This is a genomic window from Spirosoma lacussanchae (assembly GCF_005870035.1).
In the GTDB taxonomy this organism is placed as follows: domain Bacteria; phylum Bacteroidota; class Bacteroidia; order Cytophagales; family Spirosomataceae; genus Spirosoma; species Spirosoma lacussanchae.
Genome location: NZ_SWJG01000001.1, coordinates 167,155 through 193,005, shown reverse-complemented (window position 1 = coordinate 193,005; position 25,851 = coordinate 167,155). Strand labels below are relative to the sequence as shown.

22 protein-coding genes and 1 tRNA gene are annotated in these 25,851 nt (G+C 55.8%); 10 read left to right on the top strand and 13 right to left on the bottom strand.

What is annotated here, in order from left to right:
- Window positions 1-78: 78 nt before the first annotated feature.
- From FBR45_RS00875 to FBR45_RS00840, 8 genes are all read left to right on the top strand, one after another.
- The gene (locus FBR45_RS00875; protein ID WP_138498455.1) at window positions 79-909 is read left to right on the top strand and encodes a sensor histidine kinase; all 831 of its coding nucleotides are present in this window, start codon (window positions 79-81) and stop codon (window positions 907-909) included.
- Window positions 910-972: 63 nt separating this feature from the next.
- Window positions 973-1,632 carry a response regulator transcription factor gene (locus tag FBR45_RS00870; protein WP_138498453.1) on the top strand — a complete coding sequence of 220 codons (660 nt, stop codon included), beginning with the start codon at window positions 973-975 and terminating at the stop codon, window positions 1,630-1,632.
- 102 nt (window positions 1,633-1,734) lie between these two features.
- Window positions 1,735-2,541 carry a DUF547 domain-containing protein gene (locus FBR45_RS00865; RefSeq protein ID WP_138498451.1) on the top strand — a complete coding sequence of 269 codons (807 nt, stop codon included), beginning with the start codon at window positions 1,735-1,737 and terminating at the stop codon, window positions 2,539-2,541.
- A 102-nt stretch (window positions 2,542-2,643) separates the two neighbouring features.
- The gene (locus tag FBR45_RS00860; protein WP_138498449.1) at window positions 2,644-4,125 is read left to right on the top strand and encodes a DASH family cryptochrome; all 1,482 of its coding nucleotides are present in this window, start codon (window positions 2,644-2,646) and stop codon (window positions 4,123-4,125) included.
- Between the two features lie 74 nt (window positions 4,126-4,199).
- The gene (locus tag FBR45_RS00855) at window positions 4,200-4,781 is read left to right on the top strand and encodes a LemA family protein (RefSeq protein ID WP_077924314.1); all 582 of its coding nucleotides are present in this window, start codon (window positions 4,200-4,202) and stop codon (window positions 4,779-4,781) included.
- A gap of 68 nt (window positions 4,782-4,849) precedes the next feature.
- Window positions 4,850-5,287 (top strand): TPM domain-containing protein, encoded by a 438-nt coding sequence (locus FBR45_RS00850; RefSeq protein ID WP_138498447.1) that lies wholly within the window; start codon window positions 4,850-4,852, stop codon window positions 5,285-5,287.
- A gap of 4 nt (window positions 5,288-5,291) precedes the next feature.
- Window positions 5,292-6,110: a TPM domain-containing protein gene (locus FBR45_RS00845; protein WP_246082063.1), complete on the top strand. Its 819-nt coding sequence runs from the start codon at window positions 5,292-5,294 to the stop codon at window positions 6,108-6,110.
- Window positions 6,111-6,349: 239 nt separating this feature from the next.
- The gene (locus tag FBR45_RS00840) at window positions 6,350-8,695 is read left to right on the top strand and encodes a carbohydrate binding family 9 domain-containing protein (protein ID WP_138498443.1); all 2,346 of its coding nucleotides are present in this window, start codon (window positions 6,350-6,352) and stop codon (window positions 8,693-8,695) included.
- Here the strand turns inward: FBR45_RS00840 and lpcA are convergent.
- Together lpcA and FBR45_RS00830 are read right to left on the bottom strand one after the other, a co-directional pair.
- Window positions 8,692-9,264: a D-sedoheptulose 7-phosphate isomerase gene (gene lpcA / locus FBR45_RS00835; RefSeq protein WP_077923755.1), complete on the bottom strand. Its 573-nt coding sequence runs from the start codon at window positions 9,262-9,264 to the stop codon at window positions 8,692-8,694. The two genes, FBR45_RS00840 and lpcA, sit on opposite strands and share 4 nt — an antisense overlap.
- A gap of 101 nt (window positions 9,265-9,365) precedes the next feature.
- Window positions 9,366-11,180, bottom strand: coding sequence for a hypothetical protein (locus FBR45_RS00830; protein WP_138498441.1), 1,815 nt, complete (start codon window positions 11,178-11,180; stop codon window positions 9,366-9,368).
- 134 nt (window positions 11,181-11,314) lie between these two features.
- On the opposite strand from FBR45_RS00830, the gene upp reads away from it, so the two are divergent.
- Window positions 11,315-11,962, top strand: a complete 648-nt coding sequence (gene upp / locus FBR45_RS00825; protein WP_138498439.1) for a uracil phosphoribosyltransferase — start codon at window positions 11,315-11,317, stop codon at window positions 11,960-11,962.
- Between the two features lie 87 nt (window positions 11,963-12,049).
- On the opposite strand, the gene FBR45_RS00820 is transcribed toward upp, so the two are convergent.
- From FBR45_RS00820 to cysM, 4 genes are all read right to left on the bottom strand, one after another.
- On the bottom strand, window positions 12,050-12,691 hold the full coding sequence (locus FBR45_RS00820) for a LolA family protein (RefSeq protein ID WP_138498437.1): 642 nt from the start codon (window positions 12,689-12,691) through the stop codon (window positions 12,050-12,052).
- A gap of 132 nt (window positions 12,692-12,823) precedes the next feature.
- Window positions 12,824-15,397: an FtsK/SpoIIIE family DNA translocase gene (locus tag FBR45_RS00815; RefSeq protein WP_138498435.1), complete on the bottom strand. Its 2,574-nt coding sequence runs from the start codon at window positions 15,395-15,397 to the stop codon at window positions 12,824-12,826.
- 287 nt (window positions 15,398-15,684) lie between these two features.
- Window positions 15,685-16,725 (bottom strand): quinone-dependent dihydroorotate dehydrogenase, encoded by a 1,041-nt coding sequence (locus FBR45_RS00810; protein WP_138498433.1) that lies wholly within the window; start codon window positions 16,723-16,725, stop codon window positions 15,685-15,687.
- A gap of 89 nt (window positions 16,726-16,814) precedes the next feature.
- Entirely contained in the window at window positions 16,815-17,687 is an 873-nt protein-coding gene (cysM, locus tag FBR45_RS00805; protein ID WP_138498430.1) for a cysteine synthase CysM, read from the bottom strand.
- A 241-nt stretch (window positions 17,688-17,928) separates the two neighbouring features.
- Between cysM and FBR45_RS00800 the strand changes: the two genes are divergently transcribed.
- Window positions 17,929-18,381, top strand: a complete 453-nt coding sequence (locus FBR45_RS00800) for a LytR/AlgR family response regulator transcription factor (protein WP_138498428.1) — start codon at window positions 17,929-17,931, stop codon at window positions 18,379-18,381.
- 47 nt (window positions 18,382-18,428) lie between these two features.
- On the opposite strand, the gene FBR45_RS00795 is transcribed toward FBR45_RS00800, so the two are convergent.
- The 7 genes from FBR45_RS00795 to FBR45_RS00765 form a co-directional block, all read right to left on the bottom strand.
- Window positions 18,429-20,135, bottom strand: coding sequence for an AMP-binding protein (locus tag FBR45_RS00795; protein WP_138498426.1), 1,707 nt, complete (start codon window positions 20,133-20,135; stop codon window positions 18,429-18,431).
- A 139-nt stretch (window positions 20,136-20,274) separates the two neighbouring features.
- Window positions 20,275-20,346: transfer RNA gene (locus FBR45_RS00790), tRNA-Arg, on the bottom strand.
- Between the two features lie 73 nt (window positions 20,347-20,419).
- On the bottom strand, window positions 20,420-21,106 hold the full coding sequence (locus FBR45_RS00785) for an NUDIX hydrolase (RefSeq protein WP_138498424.1): 687 nt from the start codon (window positions 21,104-21,106) through the stop codon (window positions 20,420-20,422).
- A gap of 166 nt (window positions 21,107-21,272) precedes the next feature.
- Entirely contained in the window at window positions 21,273-21,935 is a 663-nt protein-coding gene (locus tag FBR45_RS00780) for a hypothetical protein (RefSeq protein WP_138498422.1), read from the bottom strand.
- Between the two features lie 84 nt (window positions 21,936-22,019).
- Window positions 22,020-22,892 (bottom strand): phosphodiester glycosidase family protein, encoded by an 873-nt coding sequence (locus FBR45_RS00775; RefSeq protein WP_171044804.1) that lies wholly within the window; start codon window positions 22,890-22,892, stop codon window positions 22,020-22,022.
- Window positions 22,893-22,958: 66 nt separating this feature from the next.
- The gene (locus tag FBR45_RS00770) at window positions 22,959-25,187 is read right to left on the bottom strand and encodes a S9 family peptidase (RefSeq protein ID WP_138498418.1); all 2,229 of its coding nucleotides are present in this window, start codon (window positions 25,185-25,187) and stop codon (window positions 22,959-22,961) included.
- Window positions 25,188-25,280: 93 nt separating this feature from the next.
- Window positions 25,281-25,805 (bottom strand): DinB family protein, encoded by a 525-nt coding sequence (locus FBR45_RS00765; protein WP_138498417.1) that lies wholly within the window; start codon window positions 25,803-25,805, stop codon window positions 25,281-25,283.
- Between the last annotated feature and the right edge of the window lie 46 nt (window positions 25,806-25,851).

Below are 25,851 nucleotides of genomic sequence, written 5' to 3'. Positions count from 1 at the left end.
GTTTCCCGGGTTGACATTAGACCTGCGATTCATCATATTTACAGCAATTGGCTACGGCCGAATGGATGAATAGCGCCGATGGACTCCGGTTTTGTTATTGCGGTCGGAACGGCCGTACTCTTGATGATGGCCGTGTTCATCATCATTTTCGTGGCCTACTACCAGCAAAAACAGGCAAAGCAGCAACTGGCACTCAAGGAGCTACAGGAACAGCATCGGCGTGAGCTTATGGCTGCGACCTTCCGTGGTCAGGAAGCCGAACGAAAACGCCTGGCCGCCGACCTCCATGATGGCATTGGTACCATGCTGTCGGTCACCAAAATGAGTCTCAACCAGGTAGAGCGGCAACTGAACGGCGATACGCTGAATATGCGAACAGCCCTCCAGGTCCAGAAAACCCGGGCCATGATCGACGAGACCATGAGCAACGTCAGGCGCATCAGCCGTGATCTGGTGCCTACTACCCTCGACCGGTTTGGTCTGCTGCCCGCCCTCGAAGAACTGGCCGAACGCGCTTCAGAAGGCGATATTCTGGTTCGGCTCGACTGCCCCGATGATCTGCAGCAGCTATCGTCCCCGCTGAGTTTGACGCTCTACCGCATTGCGCAGGAGTTACTCAACAACGCCATTCGGCACGCCCGGGCTACCCAGATCGATATTCAGCTGTACTGCCTGCACATGAACAACTCGGCGGGCGAGGTTCGCCTGTCGGTGATCGACGACGGCGTCGGCTTCGATTTCGACGCCATTATGGAAGACAAACGCGCCGGGCTCGGCCTGCGCAATATCGAAAGCCGACTGAGTGTGGTCGATGGTCATGTCACCTTCGATGTGGCACCCGGCCGGGGCTCACAGATTCACGTACAGGTCAGGCTCGAAGACGCAGAAACTGTTGGTTTTATGCGTTAATTTGTTCCCCCACAGCACCGCCAAAACGACTAACTATCGACTCAATTTTACTGGCTTCCTCCTATGAGAAAAATAAAACTGGCCCTCTGCGACGACCATACGCTGTTTCGTGTGGGCATGGCCACCATTCTTGGTCAGGTTCACGACTTCGAGCTGATCCTGGAAGCAGGCAACGGACAGGAACTGATCGAACGCGTTCCCCGAAAAATGCCCGACGTCGTACTGCTTGACCTGCAAATGCCGGTTATGGACGGCACTGCTACGGCCGACTATCTCCGCGAACACTGGCCCCTGGTTAAAATCGTTGTTCTAACCATGCACGACGAAGACCGGATGGTACTGCACCTGCTCGAAAAAGGGGTGAGCGGCTACCTGCTCAAAGATGCCGAGGCCGACGAGGTTGAAAAAGCCATTCGCAAGGTGATGGACGAAGGCGTTTATCTGAACGAATTCGTATCGAAGGCTATGCTGCGGAAAATGACCAATAAAACAACCGTATCGAAACCCGCTAATCCCTTCTATAACAGTAAAATACTACTTTCGGAGCGGGAGAAAGAAGTGCTAACCCTGATCTGCGAAGGCCTGTCAACGAACGAGATCAGCGAAAAGATCTTTCTCAGTCCGCGCACGGTAGAAGGCCATCGCCTGCGCATTCTGGAGAAAACAGGCACCAAAAACACAGCCGGCATGGTAGCCTACGCGTTCAAGAATAGTCTAGTATGAGGTACGGGGGCCAGCACTCCCTCGGGGCCGGGCTGAGCAGACTCCCGACTAAACCTTTTTCGGCTTGTGGGCGTATGTATCTCTAAACAAATGCCGATACGCATGAAACGCTACACACAAAAAGGAATATTGGTAACTCTGACAGGCTTTGCTCTAACCAGCCTGGTGGCCTTCACCGAGCCAGGATCGGTCACCACACCGGCAGCCCCGGTCATGACGCTGGCGGCCGACCCCGTTGATCACAGCATCTACGACCGGCTGGCCAAAAAACACATCAATGAAAAGGGGCTGGTCAACTACAAAGGCTTCAGGAGCGATGAGAAAGAACTGGATAAGTACCTCGACCTGCTTTCGAAAAACCCGCCAACCGATAAATGGAGTCAGGACGCCCAGATCGCTTACTGGATTAACGCTTATAACGCCTACACCATCAAGCTGATTCTGAACCATTACCCGGTTAAAAGTATCAAGGACATCGGCAGCAAAATCAAGATTCCGTTCGTGACCACCCCCTGGGCCATCAAGTTTATTCCGATCGGGTCAGAAAAGATCAGCCTCGACAACATTGAGCACGGAACCCTCCGTAAGAAGTTCAACGACCAGCGGATTCACTTTGCACTGGTTTGTGCGGCTCGCTCCTGTCCCCGTCTCCGTAACGAAGCCTACACAGGCGCCAAGCTGGATGCCCAGCTCGACGACCAGGGTAGCGATTTCCTGAACAACCCGGCAAAGAATGCGATCAGCCCGCAGAAAGCCAGCTTGTCGAAGTATTTCGACTGGTACAAAGGTGACTGGAAAGAAGACAACAAGTCCATCGAATACTGGGTAAATCGGTATTCGAAAACCAAAATCAACAAGGACACCGATATTTCTTTTCTGGATTATAACTGGGCCCTAAACGAACAGTGATGTCTGCTGTCAGTTATCAGTAAGGAGTGATTGCCGCCAGGCCGTTGGTTTTTCCGAAAACGATGGCCAGGGTCAACCCGCTCCTTACTCAGCTGTTTACAGATGAAACGCATTGTATACTGGTTCCGAAATGATCTGCGGCTACACGACAACGAGGGATTTTCCCGCGCGCTGGCCGACGCCGACGAAGTGCTTCCCGTTTTTGTATTCGACCCGCGCTGGTTTACCGAATTAGACAGCGCCCGGCGCCCCGACACACCCCTCAACTTTCGCAAAACCGGCCTGTACCGAACCAGTTTTCTAATTGAGTCGGTAGCGGACCTGCGCCAGTCGCTACGGGCTAAGGGCGCCGACCTGATTGTTCGTATCGGCAATCCGGCGCTTATCCTGGCCGAACTGGCCGAAGATATCGAAGCCGTTGCCATCTACGCCAGCAAAGAAGTAACCCAGGAAGAAACAGATGTAGAATCAGATCTCAGCAAACGGCTCAAGCCGCTCAATATCAACCTGGATCTGTTCTGGCAGTCGACGCTTTATCACGTCCGGGATCTGCCGTTCGAAATTTCCAGACTGCCCGATGTGTTCACCCAGTTTCGGAACCGGATTGAGAAATATGCGCCGGTGCGTGAGGCAATTCCGGCACCGGATCGTGTCCGGCTCGCTACCGACGGAACCGGCTCGGCTATTGCGCCTGAACCGCTACCTACTATCGCCACGTTTGGGTTCCCGTCCGAATTTTCGCCCAGCGCGCAGGCCGCCATACGCTTCAAAGGGGGCGAGACTATGGCACTCAGCCGGCTTCAGCACTACCTATGGGATCGCGACCTGCTCAGGACCTACAAAGACACCCGCAACGGCATGCTCGGCGAAGCGTATTCGAGCAAGTTTTCGGCCTGGTTGTCGATGGGTTGTCTGTCGCCCCGGTTTGTGTACGAAGAAGTGAAGCGGTACGAGCAGGACCGGGTCAAAAACGACTCGACCTACTGGCTGATCTTCGAGCTGCTCTGGCGCGATTTTTTCCGGTTTGTGGCACTGCGTTACGGCACCCGGCTCTTCAAACCCAGCGGTATCCGCCATCAGCTCGGCAAAAAATGGCGTCGCGACCGGGACCTGTTTTTACGGTGGGCAGCGGGCGAAACAGGCATTCCGTTTATCGATGCCAATATGCGGGAGCTGAACATGACCGGGTTTATGTCTAACCGGGGCCGTCAGAATGTAGGCAGTTTTCTGGTCCGGGATCTGGGCATCGACTGGACCTGGGGGGCCGCCTATTTCGAAAGCCTGCTGGTCGACTATGATCCCTGCAGCAACTGGGGTAACTGGAACTACGTAGCCGGGGTGGGCAACGACCCGCGCGAAGACCGGTACTTTAACATTTACAGCCAGGCCATGCGTTACGACGAGGAAGGCCGGTTCGTCAAACACTGGCTGCCGGAGCTGGCCAGCGTACCTTCTCATCAGGTACACATGGTCTCGAACATCCCCCAGCAGGAACTGAACGAGTACGGCGTAGCGCTGGGCGAAAACTACCCCATGCCGATTATCAATCCAAACAAGTGGCTCACGGCTGAAAAAAACCGGTAACCAAAAAAAGTAAAAACAAATCCATAGTTTTAAGCAGTTTTGAATCCGATAAACACCTTTTCGGTACCACAATTATGTCAAGAACAACCATTATCGTCGTTGCTGTTTTGCTTATTCTGGGCGTATACGGCTGCAGTTCGTACAACGGCCTGGTGACAAAAGATACACAGGTAGAAAACGCCTGGGCCAATGTGCAGACCCAGTACCAGCGCCGGGCCGACCTGATTCCGAACCTGGTTCGGACAGTGCAGGGAGCGGCTAATTTTGAGAAAAGCACCTTGTCGGCTGTAATCCAGGCTCGTGCCAACGCAACGGGTATCAACCTCAATGCCGACCAGCTCACACCCGAAAATATTCAGAAGTTTCAGGCCGCCCAGGATCAGCTGAGCGGTTCGCTGTCTCGCCTGCTGGCGGTGGCCGAGAGCTACCCGCAGCTGAAAGCCACGCAGAATTTCTCGGAATTGCAGGCACAGCTGGAAGGCACTGAGAACCGGATCACCGTGGCCCGTAATGACTTCAACGGGGTAGCCACCAGCTACAACCAGTCGGTTCGGTCATTCCCGAACAATATCTTCGCGGGCGTTTTCGGATTCCAGCGCAAAGGCCTCTTCGAAGCCTCGCAGGCCGCCCAGAGTGCTCCGACCGTACAGTTTTAACGTACAGTGATCAATGCATACGGCAGACAGAGATTCGGTCTGCTGTATGCATTACCCCGCTCTGAATCATGACAGCACCTTTCTCTCCTGCCGAGCAGCAACGTATTGTGGAGGCCATTCAACAGGCCGAAAAAGCCACATCGGGTGAAATCCGGGTACACGTTGAGCCACATTGCGCCGGTTCGGACCCCGTAGCGCGGGCCGTTGAGGTGTTTGCCCAGCTGGGTATGCACCAGACCAAAGCGCAAAACGGGGTTTTGTTTTATCTGGCCCATGCTGACCGCAAGTTCGCCGTCATTGGCGATAAAGGCATTAATGCGGTTGTGCCTGCCGGCTTCTGGGAAGAGACGAAAGACCTGCTGCGTAACCATTTTGCCGTCGGCGACTATGTCGGTGGCCTCAGGCAGGGGATAGCCCAGGCAGGTCGGCAGCTCCACCAGTATTTTCCGTACGATGGCGAAACGGATACCAACGAACTCGCCGACGACATTTCGTTTGATCATTAATTCTGTGAACGTACTTACCCGTCTTATTCGCCTGATTGGCCAAACAGGGTCGGTTGTGCTACTGCTTATCCTGCTGGCGCCGAGTCTGCGGGCGCAGGTCAGCAGCGCCGATTCGGTCATTCCGGCCCGACCCAACCCGCCCCGGCTGGTCAATGATTTTGTGGGCGCGCTGAGCCGGTCTGAACGTGACCAGCTGGAGCAGAAACTACGCGCTTACAATGATTCGACCTCTACCCAGATCACCGTCGTTATTGTTCGGACTACCGAACCGTATCCAATTGGCGACTTTGCCTTTCGGGTAGGGCGCAAGTGGGGCGTAGGCCAGAAAGGAAAAAACAACGGATTAGTGCTGGCCTGGGCTACCCAGACCCGAAAAATTTATATTGCTACCGGCTATGGGCTGGAAGGAGCCATACCCGACGCCATTGCCAAACGGATCATCAGCAACACGCTGGTACCGGCCTTCAAGCAGGAACAGTATTACCAGGGGCTCGACGCAGCCACTACCGAGATCATTCGGCGGGCGCAGGGTGAGTACAAAGCCGAACCCCGGTCCGGCAACGACTCCGACGGGTTCGGTATCCTGATCTGGATCTTCATCATTTTCGTCATCATCTTCCTGATTTCGCGACGTAACAAAGGGGGGGGCAACAATCGAAACCGGGGCGGAGGTTTCTTACCACCGGTATTCTTCCCCACATCAACCTACTCGGGCTGGGGCGGCTCGTCGGGGGGCGGTGGTAGCTTTGGGGGGGGCGGGGGTAGTTTCGGCGGCTTTGGGGGGGGCAGTTTCGGTGGAGGTGGCGCCGGTGGCGACTACTAAACCAGACACATACCTGCCAGCGCAACGATAAACGATATAGCGTTCTAAACACGGTCGATTATAGCCTTTGCCGACTAGCCAGCGAGTGCCGTTTTCCTGATACATCCTATAGCAGCAAACCGAACGCCGACATCCGCCAGGTGGCCCTGCTTTTCATCCAATCAGGCAACCGTTCGGCGAAAAATTGACCTACGCCTGGCCGCAGGATCTTATGTTTGGCGCCTGCTTAATCTGCGTTTATGGTTCTTTCGTTACGGCGCTATACCCTTCTCCTTTTACCTTTTTATACCCTTGCCCAAACGAATCCGGATATAGCCAATACGGCTCAGTCGGATACCGTTCGGGAAGAGGCCCATGCCAACAATCGGGGTGGACAGGCCGTTATTTTTGCCCCACCTACGCGCCGTCGCAGCGTACAGGCCGTCGAGGTCGGCAGCCGATTACGGATTGACGGGCGACTTGATGAGGCTGACTGGCAGCGGGCGCACCCCCTCCGCCGGTTTGTTCAGGTAGACCCGCAGCAGGGCCGGGCCGCCACCTTCGATACCGAAGTTCGGGTGCTGTTCAACCGCCAGTATCTGTACATAGCCGCTGTTAACCGGGATACCGCTGGTCGGCGATCGTTACGAACGCCCAACTTTCAGCGAGATTTTCAGTCCAGAGCCCACGACTTTTTTGGCATCACCTTCGACGGGTTCAACGACCGCCGGAACGCGATGGCGCTCATGACCAACGCCTACGGGACCCAGCGCGACCTGCTTAGTTTTGATGATGTCTTATACGACACCGACTGGGACGGCCTCTGGAAGGTACGCACCACTCGAACCGACTCGGGTTGGGTGGCTGAATTGCAGATACCCTGGCAAACACTCCGGTATCCGCAATCAACGGATTCGACCCAGACCTGGGGCATCAACTTCTTCAGAAACCGACGCGCCACGAACGAACTGTCGGCCTGGTCGGCGTTTCCGCGGGCGTTCCCATCGGGCCTGCGCATGGAATATGCCGGGCAGGTAACCGGTCTCAAACCACCCCCACCCCGCCCCAACGTTCGGGTTCAGCCGTACGTACTCCTCTCCGACGATGCCTATAACGGCTCCGAAACCAGTAACAACCGAACCACCCGCCTGAAACTGGGGGGCGACATAAAATGGGCCATCAACACCAGCACCGTTCTCGACCTGACGTTTAATACCGACTTCGCCCAGGCCGACGTAGACCGGCAGGTCAACAACCTGACCCGCTTTTCGGTGCTGTTTCCCGAACGGCGGGCCTTTTTTCTGGAAAATGCGAGTCTGTTCGGGGCCGGTCTTTCGGCGGTCAACGGCTTGGGGGAGGGAGGCAGCATGGGTATTCAGCCGTTTTTCAGCCGTCGCATCGGCCTGGCGACCCTGCCCGACGGCACCAGCGCCCCCGTACCCATCGATGCGGGTGCGCGGTTGGTATACCGATCGCTGGAGCGTAACTACGGCGGCATGCTCATTCGACAGCGCGGCATCACGGGCAGCCCCGCTACGGATTTTCTGGTAGGCAGGTATGTCGAAAACGTGGGGAAACAGAACCGGATTGGCGTTTTGATCACGGGGAAAAACACCCACGCCACCGACACGACCGACAGCCGACAGGATGGTACAATAGCGATTGATGGCTTCTTCCGGCTCGGCCAGTCACTCAACTACAGTGCGATGCTGATTGGAACCCAGTCGTCCGAATCGTCGCTGACTGAAGGCGATGGGACGGGTATGGCGGGCTACAGCCAGTTTTTTTACCGGTCTAACCAAGTAGTTGGCTGGCTGACGCAGACCGTTGTGACGCGGAATTTCAACCCGGCCATGGGCTTTGTTTCCCGCTCCGATGTGATCTCGAATTCGTTTGGCGGATTTCTGGTCAACCGGGCCAGCTGGCTGCCGAAATGGGTACGCAACTTCGAGCCGGGCGCGTTTGCCGAGCTGTATCACAAAGCCTCTACGGGCTACCTGCAGGAAGCGCAGTGGAACCTGAACCCAATCTGGTTCACCTTTCAGAACGCGGGCAACTTCGGCCTGTTCGTAAACCCTACGTTCCAGCGTCTCGACGATGGCGATTTCCGTCCGCTCGGTCTCGCTATCGCATCGGGTAAGTACCGCTATGTACGGTATTCGGTTCTGTTCGGCAGCGATCCGTCCCGGCGGGTGTCGTATAACCTGACCGCCGAAACCGGGCGTTACTATGACGGCCGGCTTAGCTACGGCCGGGCGTCGCTGATTCTGGCCCCTGTTCCGCACGCAGCCTTTACCCTGAGCAGCGAGCTAAACGAGTTTCGGAACGTGGGCGGCTATACCGGTACCATTGCGCTCTACAGCATCCAGAACCGGCTGGCCGTAAACCCCCGCCTGCAACTGATCAGCTTTTTCCAGCGCAACACGTTTACCGACCGAAACGTCTGGAATGTTCGACTGGCGTGGGAGTTTCAGCCCTTGTCGTTCCTGTACCTAGTGTACAACCGCGGAGTTTACGCCGGTTCGGTAGCGTCGGCCGACGGGCTTATAGCCCGGCAGCAGGAACGGCATCTGATCGGTAAAATCTCGTACCTGAAACAGTTTTAGACGACCTGTTTCTCGATGAGCAGGATGAACAGGTGAATTACCTTGATGTGAATTTCCTGAATCCGGTCGGCATAGCCAAAATGAGGTACCCGAATCTCGACATCGGCCTGTCCGGCCAGTTTACCGCCGTCTTTACCGCTCAGCAACACAACCTTCATGCCTTTCTGGCGGGCGGCTGCTACGGCCCGGATCACGTTAGCTGAGTTGCCGCTGGTGCTGATGCCCAGCAATACATCGCCCTCGTTGCCCAGCCCTTCGATGAAGCGCGAGAACACGTACTCGTATCCGTAATCGTTACTGACGCAGGAGAGGTGGCTCACGTCAGAAATGGCAATGGCAGCCAGTGACCGGCGGTCATCGCGGTAGCGGCCCGACAGTTCTTCGGCAAAGTGCATGGCGTCGCAGTGGGAACCGCCATTGCCGCACGAAATAATTTTTCGTCCGTTTTTCAGGGCATCGCCCATGAGCCGGGCAGCCTGCTCAATAGCCAACAAATGATCAGGGTTAGCTAAAAAGGTATCTAAGACTGACTGGGCTTCGGTCAGTTCCTGGCGAATCAGGTCAAGCATGGTACAGTGTACAGGTTCTGTTTCCAGTATAACTGGGGTAGTAAGTGACCCCAAAGTTGAGCACTCTTCGCGGAAGCAGGAAACAGAATACCGAAAACTTCTTAAAAGACCCAGTTCCGATACGGCAGATTCCAGCGGAGGGCCAGGCTCGCTACCTGGCTGGTATAGCTGTAAGGGCGGTACTGGCTGTCCTGATAGCGATACAGGAAACGGGCATCCAGAAAGACATTGTGCCGAACCATATACGAAGCCCGCAGATCGGCGTAGGTAACGATGGTCTTGCGTCCCTGCCCGATAAAGTTTCCGTCTTCACTGACCCGGTCTGTATAGTCAAGCAGGATATTACCCCCGTAGTTGCGGCTCGGTCTCCCATCAGGCTCAACATCCGGCGGATCGGTTCCGAAGGTCATCAGCCCGAAAATACCGTTAACCGACAGCCGTTTGCGCTGATACCGGGCAATGAACAACTGCTCGATGAAGTTAGCACCCAGCGGATGAGCCAGCGGCTGGCTAAAGTGGGCGTAGTTGGTCTGCCCGGCACTTACCCTCGGCGAGGCTTCGTGCGAGTAGGTATATGGTCTGGCCAGATTCAGCTCTGCCTGCAGGTCGAGGTTGGGTACCCCAAAAGCGTCGATGTATTTGGCGCCCAGCTGAAAGGCAAATTTATTGGTCCAGTCGCCATTGCCAGCCCGGAGTGCGTTGATCCGAAACTCGTCGAGCATCAGCTGGCCGTAGACCAGGTAATGCGACAGAAAATTGGCTTTGAAGTCGATACCCAGCAGTGCATTATCAGCACTCCCCTGCCCCGATTCCACATACCGGTACAGAATAATAGGGTTCAAGTAATTCAGATCGATCCGGTCGCGGCTGAATACCGTGGCCTCAAAAACACCTACGTTGATATGGTCATTGATATTGACGCTCAGGTGGTGCATGGTGGCAAACTTGGGCGGAATCAGCCGATCACCCTGCGGCAGGGGGGCCTGGGTGTTCAGCAGATGCGAGAACAGGTTGGTATACTGAATCCGGCGGCCAAAGCGGGTCGAGAACTTGGCAAAAAGTGCCGGCGGGCTGTTGTCCGACAGGAACAGCGAGCGAAACCCGTTGCCAAAAAAATTGCGGTCGTGCCCAAACTGTATGTTGATGATTTTGAGCGCATCGAAGGTAATGTACCCCCTGGCCGACAGATAATCGACTCCGTTCTGCCCAAACCGTTTGATGAAACTTTCGCCCGGAGCCGACCCCTCTATGCCGTTGTCGCGGCTGTACCGGTCGCCGTAGCGTTGGATATACTCCGGAAAAATAACCTGGTTGTCCGAAAAATACGTGTAGAAACCTAACTTCTTGCCAATCGTTCCGCGCACTTCCAGGCCGCGGGTATTGACAAATAATTCCTGGCGACCGCCGGGTTGTCCGGCTTCTTCGGCATACCGATAGTTGACATTCTCCAGCCCCAGCCCCAGATTGAAAACCGGATTGACATGCAGATCGAAATCGGGCGTTTGCAGGCTGTAGAAATCAGCTTTTTTGCGATAAAAATTTTTCAGGAACGGTTTACGGCTGTCGCCCGGTCCGGCGGGCGGTAACAGATGACGCGTAAACGGGTCGGGGTTCAGCGAATCGGTTGGGGAACCCGCCAGTTCCCAGCTGTCATCGCGCAGGTAATCGTAGTTGAAATAGTCGGTATCTGACAGTTCGCGGGTGGGGTGAGCAGCCAGACTGTCCGTCAGGCGGATGATACTATGCCGGTTATACGGCTTTACGGAACTGTGAAATCCTTCGGCCCATCGGTTCTGACGAATCTCCAGTCGATCAATCAGATGATAATAATCTGTGTTGAGTGGTACAAACGGACTTTGTGCCCAAACCGAAACAGAAATGAATAAAAAAAAGAAAACGTAAACGATACTACGCATGCATGTTACCGGCTATCGGTCGTTCTGGCTCTCGCTCGTGTTCACATCAGACCGTATGAACGGTCAAATTAAACAAATGGCTTGGATATACGACAAGCATCCGGCTAATTTACGCCAAAAGAACCCCCTTCGCCATGTTCGTTTTTACGCAGCAACCCTCGTTAGCTAACCAGTATATAGCCGAACTTCGTAACGTATCCATTCAGCAGGACCGGTTGCGGTTTCGGCGGAACCTGGAGCGGCTTGGCGAGCTGATGGCGTACGAAATCTCGAAAACGCTATCGTATCATAACGTAGCGGTCCAGACGCCCTTAGGTACGGCAAACACCCAGGTAATCCGGCAACAGCCGGTTTTAGCCACGATTTTACGGGCGGGCTTACCGTTTCACCAGGGATTTACGAACTATTTCGATCAGGCCGAAAACGCATTTGCCGGCGCCTATCGGGGCTATACGCCCGGCGAAGAAGATACCTTCGAGATCGCGATGGACTATATCGTTAGTCCCGACCTGAGCGGAAAAACCCTTATCCTGTGCGACCCGATGCTGGCCACGGGCCGTTCCCTCGAAAAAGTATACCATGCCCTTCTACGCTACGGTATTCCGGCGCAGACCCACATTGCAGCTGCTATCGCCAGTCCCGAGGGGGTCCGTCATGTGCAGCGTCAGTTGCCCCAGTGTCACCTCTGGCTGGGTGCCATCGACGACTATCTGAACGAGCACGCCTACATTGTGCCCGGCCTCGGCGACGCGGGCGACCTGGCTTATGGCGGTAAGGTGTAATAGAAAAGTCAGCCGGATGGGGCTGATGAGCGTGCTACGACGACGTTCATCGGCCTCATCCGGCTGACTGTTATTCAGGTGACGCGCCTATCGAAGATCGACAACTTCAACGCCGGGGTGGCGAGCTTTGTCGAAAACGAAATAGCTATCGGGCACGTTGACGTTGGGCGTGAATTTCGTAATGGAGTAGGTTGTACGCTTGCCGTCTTTATTGATGATTTCCCAGTTGCGCACCGACTTATCGGCTTTGTCGACCGAAATCTGCACCGTAGCGATCGGACTTTTCTTCCGGTTGGGGGTCAGTTCTATCACTTCCAGCGTACGCCCGCCCTGCTTCTGCTCTTTCAGGAACCGGTAATCGAAACCCCGTTTGTAGATCGTATAAATCTGCGTAGGGTTCAGTTCGCTGGTGGCGCTGGCGTCATAATCCTGTACGTTTACCTCGTTCGTTTCCTTCACGTAGGTCGACATCGTCTTGCCGTCGGTAAAGACCTCCTGTCCGCCCAGCACCAGCCGAAACTTATCGTTCTTAACGGTCAGATCGCCTTTGTACGAATCTTTGGCACCGCCCCCCACGCTGGCGTAGGTGAAACTGGCCTGGTATGATTTCAGAGCCTGGTATTTTTTGCTCATCGCGTCCAGAATGGTCTGCGCCCGCTTATCTTTCTGAGCCATGGCCGGTACGGTAAGAACCACGACCAGACTCCATATGAATGTTAGTTTTCTCATTGGGTATACATTAATCAGAAATACAGGCGGCAGTCTATGCCGGGCCACCTCTATAGGCATTAGATCAAAAAAATGGACAAACGTTTAACGGTAGGTCAGGTACGGTTTTGCGGTACCGACTACCAACTGTACTTACTCGCCTTTCAGGCGTTTTAGCATCTCTTCCAGCGTTTGCAGGTCGGTTACGAGCACATCACGGGCTTTGCTCCCTTCAAACGGGCCAACAATACGGGCGGCTTCCAGCTGATCAACCAGCCGACCGGCCCGGTTATAGCCAAGTTTGAGTTTGCGCTGAATGAGCGATGTGCTGCCCTGCTGGTGGATAACGATAAGCCGGGCGGCCTCATCAAACATGGGGTCCCGGTTGTCGAGGTCTACGTCTTTTTCGTCGCCCTGCCCGCCATCGTCGCCGACAAACTCGGGCAACGCATACGCATCATCGTAGCCACGCTGATTGCCGACAAACTCACAAATATCCTCAATCTCGTTCGTATCAACGAAGGGGCACTGCAACCGGATAATATCGGAGTTGGATGACAGCAGCATATCGCCCATCCCCACCAGCTGTTCGGCTCCGCCCGTATCGAGAATGGTCCGCGAGTCGATCTTCGAGGTCACCTTGAACGACAGACGTGCCGGGAAGTTAGCCTTGATCAGACCCGTAATTACGTTGACCGAAGGTCGCTGTGTTGCCACGACGAGGTGGATACCGATAGCCCGGGCCAGCTGAGCCAGGCGCGCGATGGGCTGCTCTACCTCTTTACCGGCCGTCATCATCAGATCGGCCAATTCGTCGACGATCAGCACGATGTAGGGCAGGAATCGATGCCCTTTTTCGGGGTTCAGCCGCCGTTTCACAAACTTGGCATTGTATTCTTTCAGGTTCCGGCAACCAGCATCTTTGAGCAGGTTATACCGATTGTCCATCTCGATACACAATGAGTTCAGCGTGTTGACCACCTTCTTGGTATCGGTAATGATCGACTCTTCGGCGTCGGGCAATTTGGCCAGGAAATGGCGCTCGATCTTGTTAAACAGGGTTAACTCTACCTTCTTGGGATCGACCAGTACCAGCTTGAGCTGCGACGGGTGCTTTTTATAGATCAGCGACGTCAGCAGTACGTTTAGCCCGACCGACTTACCCTGACCGGTAGCCCCGGCCATGAGCAGGTGCGGCATTTTTGCCAGGTCGGCCACGTAAATTTCGTTCGAGATGGTCTTACCCAGCACAACCGGCAAATCGAACTTGCTGTTACTAAACACGTCGCTCATTACCACCGAGCGCATGGACACCATCTCCCGGTTCTTGTTCGGCACCTCGATACCAATAGTACCCATCCCCGGCATGGGGGCGATGATCCGGATACCCAGCGCCGAGAGGCTGAGGGCGATGTCGTCTTCCAGGCTTTTGATCTTGGAAATTCGTACGCCTTTGGCCGGCACGATCTCATACAAAGTGACGGTTGGTCCGATCGAGGCCTGAATGGAGTCAATTTCGATACCAAAGTTCCGCAACGTTGTCTCGATGCGTTCTTTATTGGCCGTCAGTTCATCGTCCGAGACCGACGCTTTGCGGCTGTTGGCGTATTCGGTCAGCAGGTCGAGCGTTGGGTACTGATAGTGCGGCAGGTCGAGCGTTGGATCATACAAGCCGTGAACCGCCACCAGATCATCTTCTTCGAAGGGGTCAGGTTCATACGTTGGCGCAGGCGTTGCGGCCAGTTCGTCGGCAGGCTCCTGATCGGCCACGGCGTCTCGGTTTTTGATCGTCAGCGTCACCCCGGTCGACTGGGCAATGACTTCGGGAGCCGCCGGTGGTTCACTGACGGGTTTGGGCGTGGATACCGGTGCTACAGGAGCCGGTGGTACAGGAGCGCTGGCCACGGGAGCCGGTACCGGTGGTTGTTCTTCTTCCTCCTCGTCTAGGTCGGCTTCGGCCTCAGCCTCCTCCACTTCGGTATCCTCAAAGGTCTGCAGGGTATCGTCGGCGTACGGGCGCGTACGGGTAGTCGTTTTCCGGGAGAAATCGGGCAGCCGGATCTTGCTGACATCGAAAAAGTAAACGACGAAGAAAAACAGCATGAACCCGATGAAAGCCAGGTTGCCCCAGCCAAACAGACTGTATAGAGCCACGTTGACTTCGTACCCGATACCCCCACACCAGACACTGGCCGTTTCGGCCGAGTCCGTCACCAGCACCACGTAGCCGATGATCAGGCTGGTCCAGACCGCGGCAAAGAGCAGACCGATCGTAGCCCGGTTCAGCGGCACCAGCTCCTGCCGAAACACCAGTTTATAGCCCGACAGAAACACGATCACGGGCAGAGCCAGCGCCCCTACGCCAAACCAGCGAAATACGAAGGCGTGAGCAACCGAAGCGCCCACCAGCCCGAGCCAGTTCCGGGTTTCGCTACCCGACTCAGCCAGGGGTCGCGACAGCGCGGAGTCAACAGCGCTCTGGTCGGCGTTACCATGAAGCAGATACGATACAAAGGCAAACAGCAGGCCACCCGCCAGGCCCATCAACAATACACCCAGGGTCAGGGTTGAACGTTGATCGGTCAGCCAGCGGTCCAGCGCAAGGCCCCAGTTAAATGACGATTTCGGTCGGGGACGGCTTCCCGATTCACCAGTGCGCCCGGCCGGACGGGGCTCAGGAGATCGGCGAAGCGTATTCTGACGGGGTGACGTGGTCGGTTGGGCCATGCGTTGGGTAGTAAGGCTGTGTCGGCAGGGGTAAATTTCCGCCTTTTTAACGAAAAATTATGAACTAGCGCGTGAAAAAGGAGTCTACGGTAGAGACGCGACCCCTCGCGTCTCCTATGCGCCAGCCAGGTTATACATAACTACCTGGCAACTAGACAACAACACATCCATCAACCCTAAATACCACAAAAACCATTGACAATCAGAAGCTGCGGAAACGAGGTAGCGGGGTAGTCGATGAAAAGGGAGTTAATACGCAAAGGGTTGCCGTAGCGACGGACCGGTCTCTACAGGAGGCCACGATTGATTCGCTTGGCCAGGGCTGGGCCTTCGTAGATGAAACTGGTGTAGACCTGTACCAGGCTGGCACCGGCGTCTAGTTTCTCGCGGGCATCGTCGGCCGAAGCAATCCCGCCAACCCCAATGATTGGAAAGGTGCCGCCCGACCGCTCGTGCAGATACCGAATCACGGCCGTAGAGCGCTCCCGCAGCGGTTGTCCACTGACGCCCCCCGCCCCAATCTGCCCGACCTGAGCGGCATCCGTGACGAGGTTGTCGCGGCCAATGGTTGTGTTGGTAGCGATAACCCCCGCAATGCCGGTTTCGGCTACGATAGCGATGATATCATCCAGTTGTCCGTCGGTGAGGTCGGGGGCAATTTTGAGCAGAATCGGTTTGGGCGCCGGTTGCTGCCGGTTTTCGGTTTGCAGGGCTGTCAGCAGGTTCGTCAATGGTTCACGCTCCTGCAGATCGCGCAGCCCGGGCGTATTGGGTGAACTCACGTTAACGACAAAGTAGTCGACCGCATCGAATAAAGCCCGAAAGCCCAGCAGGTAATCGTTCAATGCCTGCTCGTTGGGCGTATCTTTATTTTTACCGATGTTACCGCCTACGATGACCCGTCGGCCACCCCGGTTCGCCGAGAACTGACGCAGCCGCTCAGCCGCTGGCCCGGCTCCTTTGTTGTTAAAACCCATTCGGTTGATCAGGCCCCGATCGGCTTTGAGCCGGAACAGGCGCGGACGGGGATTTCCCGGTTGCGGACGCGGGGTTACGGTGCCGATCTCGACAAAACCAAACCCCAGATCGCTCAACTCGCTGACCAGTTCGGCATTCTTGTCGAAGCCAGCCGCCATCCCCACCGGGTTCGGAAAGGTCAATCCAAATACGGTTCGCTCCAGGCGCTTGTCTTCCAGCACATATAGCTTTCTACACAAGGCCGACAGACCCGGAATAGCCAGCGCAAACTTCAGGAATGACGTAACGGTATGGTGAATCGTTTCGGCATCGAACCGAAACAGCAACGGCAGGATAATACGGGTATACATAGCTACAAAGGTACCGAACTTACGGCCAACCGACGAACAGGCCGGGCGGTAAGCCAGCTTTTTTACCAGTCCTGCCCGGCAAAACCGGCCTACCCGAACAAGCCCGACGAGAGATACCGGTCGCCCCGGTCGCAGATGATGCAGACAATGATGCCCGACTCCAGCTCTTCGGCCAGCCGGATCGCTGACCATACACAGCCGCCACTGCTCATCCCGGCAAAGACCCCTTCTACATTCGCCAGTTTGCGGGTCATGTCGGTCGCATCGTCGGCCGACACCTCGATTACCCGATCCACACGCTGCGGCTCAAAAATGCGCGGCAGATACTCCACCGGCCATTTTCGGATACCCGGAATCGACGAGCCATCCGTCGGCTGACAGCCAACAATCTGTACGTTCGGGTTTTGCTCTTTCAGGTACCGCGACGTACCCATAATGGTGCCGGTCGTACCCATCGACGAAACGAAGTGGGTAACCTGCCCCTGGGTATCGCGCCAGATTTCGGGACCGGTAGTCCGGTAATGAGCCAGGTAGTTGTCGGGGTTGGCAAACTGATTCAGCATGAAATACCCCCCTTTCCGAACCTGCTCATCGGCATAGTCGCGGGCGGCTTCGATGGTTTCGGTCAGGATCACACGGGCGCCGAAAGCTTCCATGGTCAGCACCCGTTCGCGGGTTGAGTTTTCGGGCATAACCAGCTCAATCTCGATATCATAAAGCCGGGCAATCATAGCCAGGGCAATACCGGTATTTCCGCTGGTGGCTTCGATGAGTTTGATGCCGGGTTTCAGCTCACCCCGTTCCAGCGCCCCCTGAATCATGCTGGCTGCGGCCCGGTCTTTCACACTGCCGCCGGGGTTATTTCCTTCTAGCTTACCGTAGAGTTGTACGTTTGGATTTGGATTCAGGCGATCTAACGACACCAGGGGCGTGTTACCGACCAAATCAAGCAAAGTAGCCATGCGAACTGATTTATTCTTGTGTTCTAGTCAAGGCTAAAGCCGCTCAATTAGTTCGCCCGATGTCGTTACTATCCGGCGGCAACCTCGTAGCCCAGGCTTGTTTAATAAATTTTGGCCCTGGCTAATGGCTTGACAGTGAATTTTGTGTAAACTTGTTTGACAGTGTGGGCGCAACGTACCGAAAGGTCAGTTTGCGTTACCATCCTGTGTATTTATTCACACCATCTTATTGAATAGTATTATGAAATCAACCTTGTTGACCAAGCCGCTGACCAAAGCACATGTCGAAGAAATTGCCGGTCAATTTGAGATGCCTGATTTAACCCTGCCGTTCTGGGGGTACCGCAAAAAAATGCCGATGCATCGGATTGTTCGGCTCGAAGGCGAAGGCAATTACACCGTTTTTCACTTTGCCGATGGCAGCCAGCTCATGGTGTCGCTGACGCTGAAGAAGATGGAAAGCCGGCTCTCATCGAAAGTATTCGTGCGACCGCACAAGAAGAACATCATCAACCTGCTGTATTTGGAAGGCATCCACCCTGACCAGCAGCAGTTGAGCGTAAGCCTGATCAATGGGCATCGTGTAGATGTATCACGCCGAAAAGCCAGCCGATTTATAAAACAGGTAAAAGGCTTTCAGCAGGAACTCGGAATCCTCTCCGACTTCAGATCGAACAACCGCCTGGTTGCCTAATAAACAGGGGTTTAGCCAACCAGACCGGTGCTAAACCCCTGTTTCTTTTATTTGGCCTGTTTGGCCATTTCTTCATCGCGCAGCGGACGGCGCAGGATCTTGCCAACGTTCGACTTCGGCAGCTCATCGCGGAACTCAATCATCCTCGGCACTTTATAGGGCGTCAGGTTCTCGCGGCAGTACGCTTTTATGGTTTCGGCGGTCAGGGCCGGGTCTTTCCGGACCACGAAAATCTTGACCACTTCGGTCGATTTTGCGTCGGGCACACCAATACAGGCTACCTCCATCACGCCGGGACACTGAGCTACTACGTCTTCGATCTCGTTGGGGTATACGTTGAAACCCGACACCAGAATCATGTCTTTTTTCCGGTCAACGATTTTGAAGAACCCATCTTCGTTCATCACGCCCACATCGCCGGTTTTGAACCAGCCGTTCAGCATCGACTTGGCTGTTTCTTCGGGTCGGTTGTAATACCCGCTGAACACCTGCGGTCCCCGCGCCACAATTTCGCCGGGTTCGCCCATCGGTGCGTCGGTACCGTCTTCGCGAATGATTTTCATCTCGGTGCTGGGCCAGGGAATCCCGATCGTACCGACGCGCACCGACCCATCGATCGGGTTCGACGACAGCACGGGTGAGGTTTCGGTGAGGCCGTAGCCTTCGCAGGGGGTGTTACCGGTCAGCTTGGCCCAGCGTTCGGCAACCACCGTTTGCAGCGCCATACCGCCCGCCGAGGTTACGCTCAGCCGACTCCAGTCTACCTCGCCAATACGCGGGTGATTCAGCAGGCCGTTGTAGAGCGTGTTAACCCCCGTAAAGGCCGTAACCTTGTATTTTTTGAGGTCGTCGATAAAGGCGTTCAGATCGCGGGGGTTCGTGATGAGCAGGTTCATAGCCCCACTTTTCAAAGCTGCCAACGCGTTGGTTGTCAGGGCATAGACATGATAAAGGGGCAGAGCCGCCACGATGATTCCCTGCCCATCGGGTACGTTGCCGGGCGCCATCCAGACGTGCTGACATTCTACGTTCGAGATAATATTCCGATGGGTCAGCACAGCCCCTTTCGAAACGCCCGTAGTGCCGCCCGTGTACTGCACAAAAGCCATATCCGTATTCCTGACATCGACCGGCCGGAACGGCTGCCGACGGCCTCGGCTCAGCGCATCGCCAAACGAAATAGCCGTGGACAGACTGAAGGGTGGCACCAGCTTCTTGACGTATTTCACCACCGCGTTCACAATCTGTTTCTTGGGGAAGCCCAGCAGATCGCCCAAACTCGTTACGACAACGTGTTTGATGTCGGTTTTGTCGAGAATCTTTTCCAGGTTAGCCGCAAAATTGGTTAGGATCACAATGGCTTTGGCGCCCGAATCCTTAAACTGATGCTGCATTTCGCGGGGGGTATAGAGCGGGTTGGTGTTTACCACCGCCAGGCCGGCCCGCAGCGCCCCGAACATAGCTACGGGGTATTGCAGCGTATTGGGCATCTGAATAGCAATTCGATCGCCCTTCTGCAAACCGAGGTCATTCTGCAAAAACGACGCAAACTGCAGCGATAGCTTATCGAGTTCGGCAAACGTAATCTGCTTACCCATACAGGCATAGGCCGGTCGGTCGGCAAATTTCCGGAACGCTTCCTCCATCATAGCCCCCAAAGACGGGTAGGCATCAGGATTTATCTCATGGGGTACGCCTTTCGGGTAAAAGCGACGCCAGGGGTATGCTGTTATTTCTGTTGACTGCGTATCCATGTGAAGTGGGCTTATTTGGTAGTTCAACAAAAATAAAACGAAAGCAGGAAATCTTTGTTCTGTTTCGGGAATATACCCGTAGTGACAAGACCGGAAAAAAGCAAAACCCGCCGATTGTGTCGGCGGGTTTTGCGGCTTGTGCTCCCGAAGGGACTCGAACCCCTATCGTCGGTACCGGAAACCGAAATTCTATCCATTGAACTACGGAAGCCTATAATCCCCGGTTTGGGAGTGCAAATATAATAGATTAGTCGACTAGAGCGCAACCCCGACCCGGAAATTCTTTACAACAGCTTCATGGTCTCGTAGTCGCCGACGTGCTGGAGGTATAGAAAATGGATCAGCAGGCCGTTTACATTGTTGACCAGCTTATGCGCTTCGGGCAGGGTGGTCACCGCCGTGGTGATCCGCTCAAACTCCGATGCGTTACCCATGTCTTTGTGGTGGAAAGCCATGATCTGATCGCGGGGCAGCTCGCGCTCGATGTAGAAGAAATGCATGGCCTCGTCGCTGGTGCCGGTGCTGGGAAACCAGAGCCGGGGGTTCAGTTTGGTCAGGTCGGCGGCTGTAGCTTCCAGCCCAATTTCCTCGCCCAGTTCCCGGGCAGCTACCTCATCGGGGGCGTCGTCGGCATCGACCATACCGGCCGGGTGTTCGTAGGTATGCGAGCCGTCGGAGATGCGTCGCTGGCGGACCAGTACCACAAATTTTTCGCGGGTGTCCTGGTCGATCAGGCATACCAGCACCGAGGCTGCGTGGCCTTTCAGAAACAGGGCGGGCGGAATCTTGTCGCCCTCGGGGGTGTCGGCATCTACCTCCAGCATGGCAAACAGCACTTCGCCGTTGTGGCGGTGGCGGACGTAAAAGTCTTTTACCTCGTTTATTTTCAGCCCGTTATTTTCCATCTGGCTTTTCCAGAAACGGAATTTCGGCGCGTCCTGAATGGCTTCCAGCCTGCGTTTCTCACTCATAACAACATCCATCGGCTGACCCTATGTGCATGGTCAGTCAATCGGGTAACCGCAAGTTAGCGAGGTTGGTTGTGAAAACAGCCCGTAACGCGCGGGTACGGGCTGTTTTCACGGAACAGAGGTCTTTTGAATTGCAGCGTCTGGCTCCACGGTGCCGGCCAGCGGGCTAGTTGACTTTCAGGCGGACTTTACCGTCGGTTAGTACGATCTCGTCTTTTTTGTCCTGCTTCTTGTAGCCGTTTCCTTCGGGGTCGATGTCAGAATCATAGCCCGATGCTTTGGTAATGGCTTTATCTTCCATCTTGTTGATCAACCGGCCCATACCGCCGAAGACCGTAGCCGTGGCTTTTTCTTTCCAGTAGGTGCCGGCCAGCTTACCGCTGAACGTGGCCTCCAGAAACCCGTCGGTGCCGAGTTTGACCTGGATGGTTTCGTCGTTATTCTGCGACTTACCCACGTGGTACTCCATGCGGGGCTCACGGGTTTCTTCGACGTATTTGACGATGGCAATGCCTTTATACTTGCCGAAGTCTTCGTATTTCTGTCGATTCTCCTTGGTGTCGGGCTTATCGGCATCAACGACCAGGTAGGTGCCGGACTCGAGCGCATCGCGCCGGTCGAACGTGCCGAGCCAGATGCGAAGCGATTTGTCGGGTTTGACGGCGTTGGCCGTAACCCACCAGTAGTTGCCGACCCGAATCCGGCGGGGCTGCGTCGTATAGTCTTTCCCATCGACCTTGACGCTCAGGGTATTGTCATTCGCAATTTTTTGGCCGATGGCGGCTACCGCCGTCAGGAGAAAGCAGGCCAGAACATAAACCGTTTTCATCGCATTTGTGTGATTGAGCTACCTTATTTCCCATAAACGTAGGAAAATAAGGTAACCTGTTCCTCACCCTTTTGAGTATGCGGTTTACCGGATCAGAATTACGTTACTAACGGCCCGTTCGCCGGTATGAATCCACTGCTTACTGTCTGACGGATAGTTCACAACGCCCTGTTCGGACACCTGCTTTACTCCCGGCAAATCGGGCTGGAGCCAGAGCGTCGTTGAGCCGCCCCCGTCCAGATTGATCGCGTCGCGGCAGCCGAGCCAGCGCATCAGCCGGGTCAGCTCGTGGAGGTTCATCCCCTGTGCGTTAGCGTTGCGCCCGTCGACCGTGGCCAGCACCAGCCGTCGGCCGGGGCCCAGGCACAGGCAGGTACGCGGATGGCGATTGTCGTTAAAGGCATTCTTCGCCAGCGGATGCGGCTGGCCGTTCTGGAGCAGCAGCGGGCCGGTTGTCATTACGTTCTCGTCGGGCAGCTGGCGATCCCAGCCGGGCTGGTTACCGCCGTGTACGATGCGCACCCGGTTTCGGTCAATCACGATGGCCGACTGCTGATGCTCGGGCATGCTCTTGCCCGACAGCCGGGTAGTGTCTATAAGCCGTCCGTCTATTTTGATCAGATCGACCGAGCCGCCCTGTTTCACATCGAAGAACGTCCCGTTCAGCGCTACCAGCGCCCGATCCCGCTTCCCGAACCAGCTCGTTGGCTTCAGGCTATCGCCCGCCGATCCGAACGCTACGACCGGCCGTCGGCGTCGGTTCTTGAGCACCACCAGGTTGACATTCTGTTTTGACCCAAACAAACTGTCGAACTGCGCTTCCTGCCAGCGGAGGTGCCGGGTCAGGCGCGTAGTACGCCAGCGGGCCTTCGTCACCCGGGTCGAATCGGTCGTTGGCTGGGCGTAGAGGCTAGCGCTGGTTACCAGCCACATGACGAAAAAGAGGTTGTTTTTCATTGTCGGTTGAGATTCAGTTGTTAATAAACAAAAGGCCACGGACAACATCGATCCGTGGCCAGGTCATTACTTCTGCGTCAGCCCCTGCGCATCAGGCCCAACGTATCGCTCAAAGAACTCATAGATACGCAGCAGCCGGTCGATGCGCTGCCGCACGTTGCCGGTTCGGCTCAGCTCGTGGGTAGCGCCGGGCATACGCACATACTCGACCGGGCGACCCAGAATTTTCAGACTCTTGTACATCATCTCCGACTGAATGATACCCGTACGCAGATCGTTTTCGCCGTGCTTGATCAGCAGCGGTGTGCGAATATTCTGCACGAAGGTGTAAGGTGAGTTGGCATCCAGTACTTTGGCTTCGGGTGTCCAGGGGTAGGCGAAATAGTTCGGAATGAGCCGCCAGGCATTACCCTCGCCCAGAAAGGTAGTCAGATCATAAACGCCCCGCTGCGCAAACGCGGCTTTAAACCGGTTATCGTGCCCAACAATCCAGGCGGTGAGGTAACCAGCGTATGAGCCACCCGTAATCACCTGCCGGGCGGTGTCGACCCAGGCTTCGCGGGCCGCGTCGGTGACAGCCGCCAGCACGTCTTCGGCGGGCCCGGTGCCCCAATCTTTGATGTTGGCCCGCTGGAAGTTCAGCCCGTACCCACCCGATCCGCGCGGATTGGCGTAAACGACCCCGTAGCCCTGCGCGCACATGTACTGGAATTCGTGCCACATAGATGCTTCGCCCGGTCCCCACATGGCCGTTGGACCGCCGTGCATATTCAGCAGCAGCGGGTATTTTTTGTTGGCTTCCAGCTGGCTGGGCTTCATAATCCAGTAATCGACGGTTTGCCCGAGCGAGTTCTTGTAGGTACGTTTTTCCGGAACGCTCAGCTGCCGTTGCGCTACCCAGTCATTATGGCTCGTCAGTTTGACACCCGCCAGTGTTGGCGTGCCGGTCGTTCGGCTACTACCGCTGCCAACTTCTGCCTTGTACAATTCTGAGGGGTTAGCCACTTCGGTTTTGGCGTATACCAGCTGGTTGCCGGCCACGTCAAAATAGGTAACGCCACTGTCGAAGTCCGACAGCTGGGTTACTTGCCGGGTAGATGGGTCGAGCCGGTACAGCGGGGTACCGCCGTTCGACGATGCGGTGAAGTACAGCACGGCGGTGGCGGCAGCGCCTTTCCGGCCGGCCGGAGTCACCGACCAGGTCAGGCTGCCGGGGGCGCGGTCGAAGGTAACGAGCCGAACATCCGACGCCTGGTTACCGCTGAGGGTAGCCAGGCCGATCTGCCCGAAATTGACCCCTTCTGATGCGCTGACCAGAAACGCCAGCGTCCGGCCATCGGGCGATACATCGGGCGAGCCGTAGCTTTTGCCTGCTTCGGCCAGTACGGTAGTACGGTTACCCGACCCATCGGCCGGAATAAACACAATAGCGTTATCCTGCTCCCGGTCGGGGTGGCGGGTCGAGTCGCGGTCGGTAACGGCCAGCAAGCCCTGCCCACCCGGGAGCCAGGTGCCGGCCTGTACGGAGGCAAAGCCGCGCGTCAGGGGTTTGGGGGTAGCTCCTTCGCGTACATCGATGACGTACATATGCGTGAAACTCAGATCCGGCTCCGTTGTCGATTCGCCCTGAAAGTTGAGTCGGTTAATGACCTTCGCTTTTTTATCCTCCACATCTTTGTTGAGGTAGGCCCGGATTTCGGCCAGCGACCCGTCGGGGTTGGGTTTCGTTTTCGGATCAGTCTTAACGAAGTCGTTGGTCCGGAAGCCAGGCTTCTCGAGCGACCAGGCGGGGGTTTTACGGCCCGGGTTCAGCAACGAGTCTTTCAGCATCTCGGCCATCGTCACGGTCGATGAAAAAGCGATCCGTTTACCATCCGGCGACCACATCGGTCCCGAAGCGCCGTAGGGCAGGCTGGTGAGCTGGTAGGCCTCTCCCCCATCCATCGGCATAACGAATACCTGGCTCTTGCCTTTTACGGTTCGTGAGAACGCCACGTACCGACCATCGGGCGACCATACCGGCTGGCGGGCCGACTCGTTGCCGCGCGTCAGGGCTTTAGTATCGCCGGGCTGGAGGCCGGTTAGGTAGATGTGGGTTCGGTAATCGTATTCGTTGGCTTCGGTGGCAGGCTCGGTCGTGGTAAGCGTATAGACCGCCCGCTTCCCATCCGGCGATAATTCGATACCCGATACCTGCCTGATGCGGGTAATGTCGGTAACGGTAATTTTGGTCTTTGTCTGGCCCAGAGCGACCTGCGCAGTCAGAAAAACAAGAAGAAGTGTTCGGTTCAGCATAGCCGGTTTTGATAGTCCGGCTAAAGTACAAATTTTGGTCGACTGAATGGTACGATAAGTGGCTCTGGAGCGCCGATTGGCTCTTTATTGTAGCTATTTAGTCAGCAGCGGCACGTACCGTTCCTGGATGATGCGGGCGTGGTGCAGCGCATGACCCACCAGGACGAACCCAAGTGCCAGCGATGAGATGGTCTGGTTGTAACAAACACCCGTACGTTGCAGAGCCTCGTCGTCAAAGCTCCTGAACAAGGCCAGGCTCGACTGCCGGACAAGCGCAAACTCATCCAGCAACGACGACAGCGACCGGCGGTTGGCGTTGGCCTGCTGGCCGAACAGTTCTTCGTCGTAGCCTGGCAGGGGCGTTTTGTCGTTCCGCGCAAATCGCATGGCCCGATACGACATAATACGCTCGTTGTCGATAACGTGCTGAACAATATCCCGAACTGTCCATTTGCCAGGTGCGTAAACCTGGTCTCCGAGTGCCAGTAGGGTTTCGGCCGGAATCAGCCCGTCGAACGTAGCGGGTTGGAAAAGGGCGGTCAGCAGGTCAATATCATCGGCCAGGTTGATATACCGGTCGAAGAATTGGGGCATGATGGCAATGTCTGATTTGGTCATGAGCGTCGATAAACGATGGGGCCATAAACTTAGCCAAAATTCCGGA

Excerpts from the sequence above, each read along its gene's own strand:
- FBR45_RS00875 (WP_138498455.1), top strand. The coding sequence starts at position 79 with ATGGACTCCGGTTTTGTTATTGCGGTCGGAACGGCCGTACTCTTGATG.
- FBR45_RS00870 (WP_138498453.1), top strand. The coding sequence starts at position 973 with ATGAGAAAAATAAAACTGGCCCTCTGCGACGACCATACGCTGTTTCGT.
- FBR45_RS00865 (WP_138498451.1), top strand. The coding sequence starts at position 1,735 with ATGAAACGCTACACACAAAAAGGAATATTGGTAACTCTGACAGGCTTT.
- FBR45_RS00860 (WP_138498449.1), top strand. The coding sequence starts at position 2,644 with ATGAAACGCATTGTATACTGGTTCCGAAATGATCTGCGGCTACACGAC.
- FBR45_RS00855 (WP_077924314.1), top strand. The coding sequence starts at position 4,200 with ATGTCAAGAACAACCATTATCGTCGTTGCTGTTTTGCTTATTCTGGGC.
- FBR45_RS00850 (WP_138498447.1), top strand. The coding sequence starts at position 4,850 with ATGACAGCACCTTTCTCTCCTGCCGAGCAGCAACGTATTGTGGAGGCC.
- FBR45_RS00840 (WP_138498443.1), top strand. The coding sequence starts at position 6,350 with ATGGTTCTTTCGTTACGGCGCTATACCCTTCTCCTTTTACCTTTTTAT.
- lpcA (WP_077923755.1), bottom strand. The coding sequence starts at position 9,264 with ATGCTTGACCTGATTCGCCAGGAACTGACCGAAGCCCAGTCAGTCTTA.
- FBR45_RS00830 (WP_138498441.1), bottom strand. The coding sequence starts at position 11,180 with ATGCGTAGTATCGTTTACGTTTTCTTTTTTTTATTCATTTCTGTTTCG.
- upp (WP_138498439.1), top strand. The coding sequence starts at position 11,315 with ATGTTCGTTTTTACGCAGCAACCCTCGTTAGCTAACCAGTATATAGCC.
- FBR45_RS00820 (WP_138498437.1), bottom strand. The coding sequence starts at position 12,691 with ATGAGAAAACTAACATTCATATGGAGTCTGGTCGTGGTTCTTACCGTA.
- FBR45_RS00815 (WP_138498435.1), bottom strand. The coding sequence starts at position 15,397 with ATGGCCCAACCGACCACGTCACCCCGTCAGAATACGCTTCGCCGATCT.
- FBR45_RS00810 (WP_138498433.1), bottom strand. The coding sequence starts at position 16,725 with ATGTATACCCGTATTATCCTGCCGTTGCTGTTTCGGTTCGATGCCGAA.
- cysM (WP_138498430.1), bottom strand. The coding sequence starts at position 17,687 with ATGGCTACTTTGCTTGATTTGGTCGGTAACACGCCCCTGGTGTCGTTA.
- FBR45_RS00800 (WP_138498428.1), top strand. The coding sequence starts at position 17,929 with ATGAAATCAACCTTGTTGACCAAGCCGCTGACCAAAGCACATGTCGAA.
- FBR45_RS00795 (WP_138498426.1), bottom strand. The coding sequence starts at position 20,135 with ATGGATACGCAGTCAACAGAAATAACAGCATACCCCTGGCGTCGCTTT.
- FBR45_RS00785 (WP_138498424.1), bottom strand. The coding sequence starts at position 21,106 with ATGAGTGAGAAACGCAGGCTGGAAGCCATTCAGGACGCGCCGAAATTC.
- FBR45_RS00780 (WP_138498422.1), bottom strand. The coding sequence starts at position 21,935 with ATGAAAACGGTTTATGTTCTGGCCTGCTTTCTCCTGACGGCGGTAGCC.
- FBR45_RS00775 (WP_171044804.1), bottom strand. The coding sequence starts at position 22,892 with ATGAAAAACAACCTCTTTTTCGTCATGTGGCTGGTAACCAGCGCTAGC.
- FBR45_RS00770 (WP_138498418.1), bottom strand. The coding sequence starts at position 25,187 with ATGCTGAACCGAACACTTCTTCTTGTTTTTCTGACTGCGCAGGTCGCT.
- FBR45_RS00765 (WP_138498417.1), bottom strand. The coding sequence starts at position 25,805 with ATGACCAAATCAGACATTGCCATCATGCCCCAATTCTTCGACCGGTAT.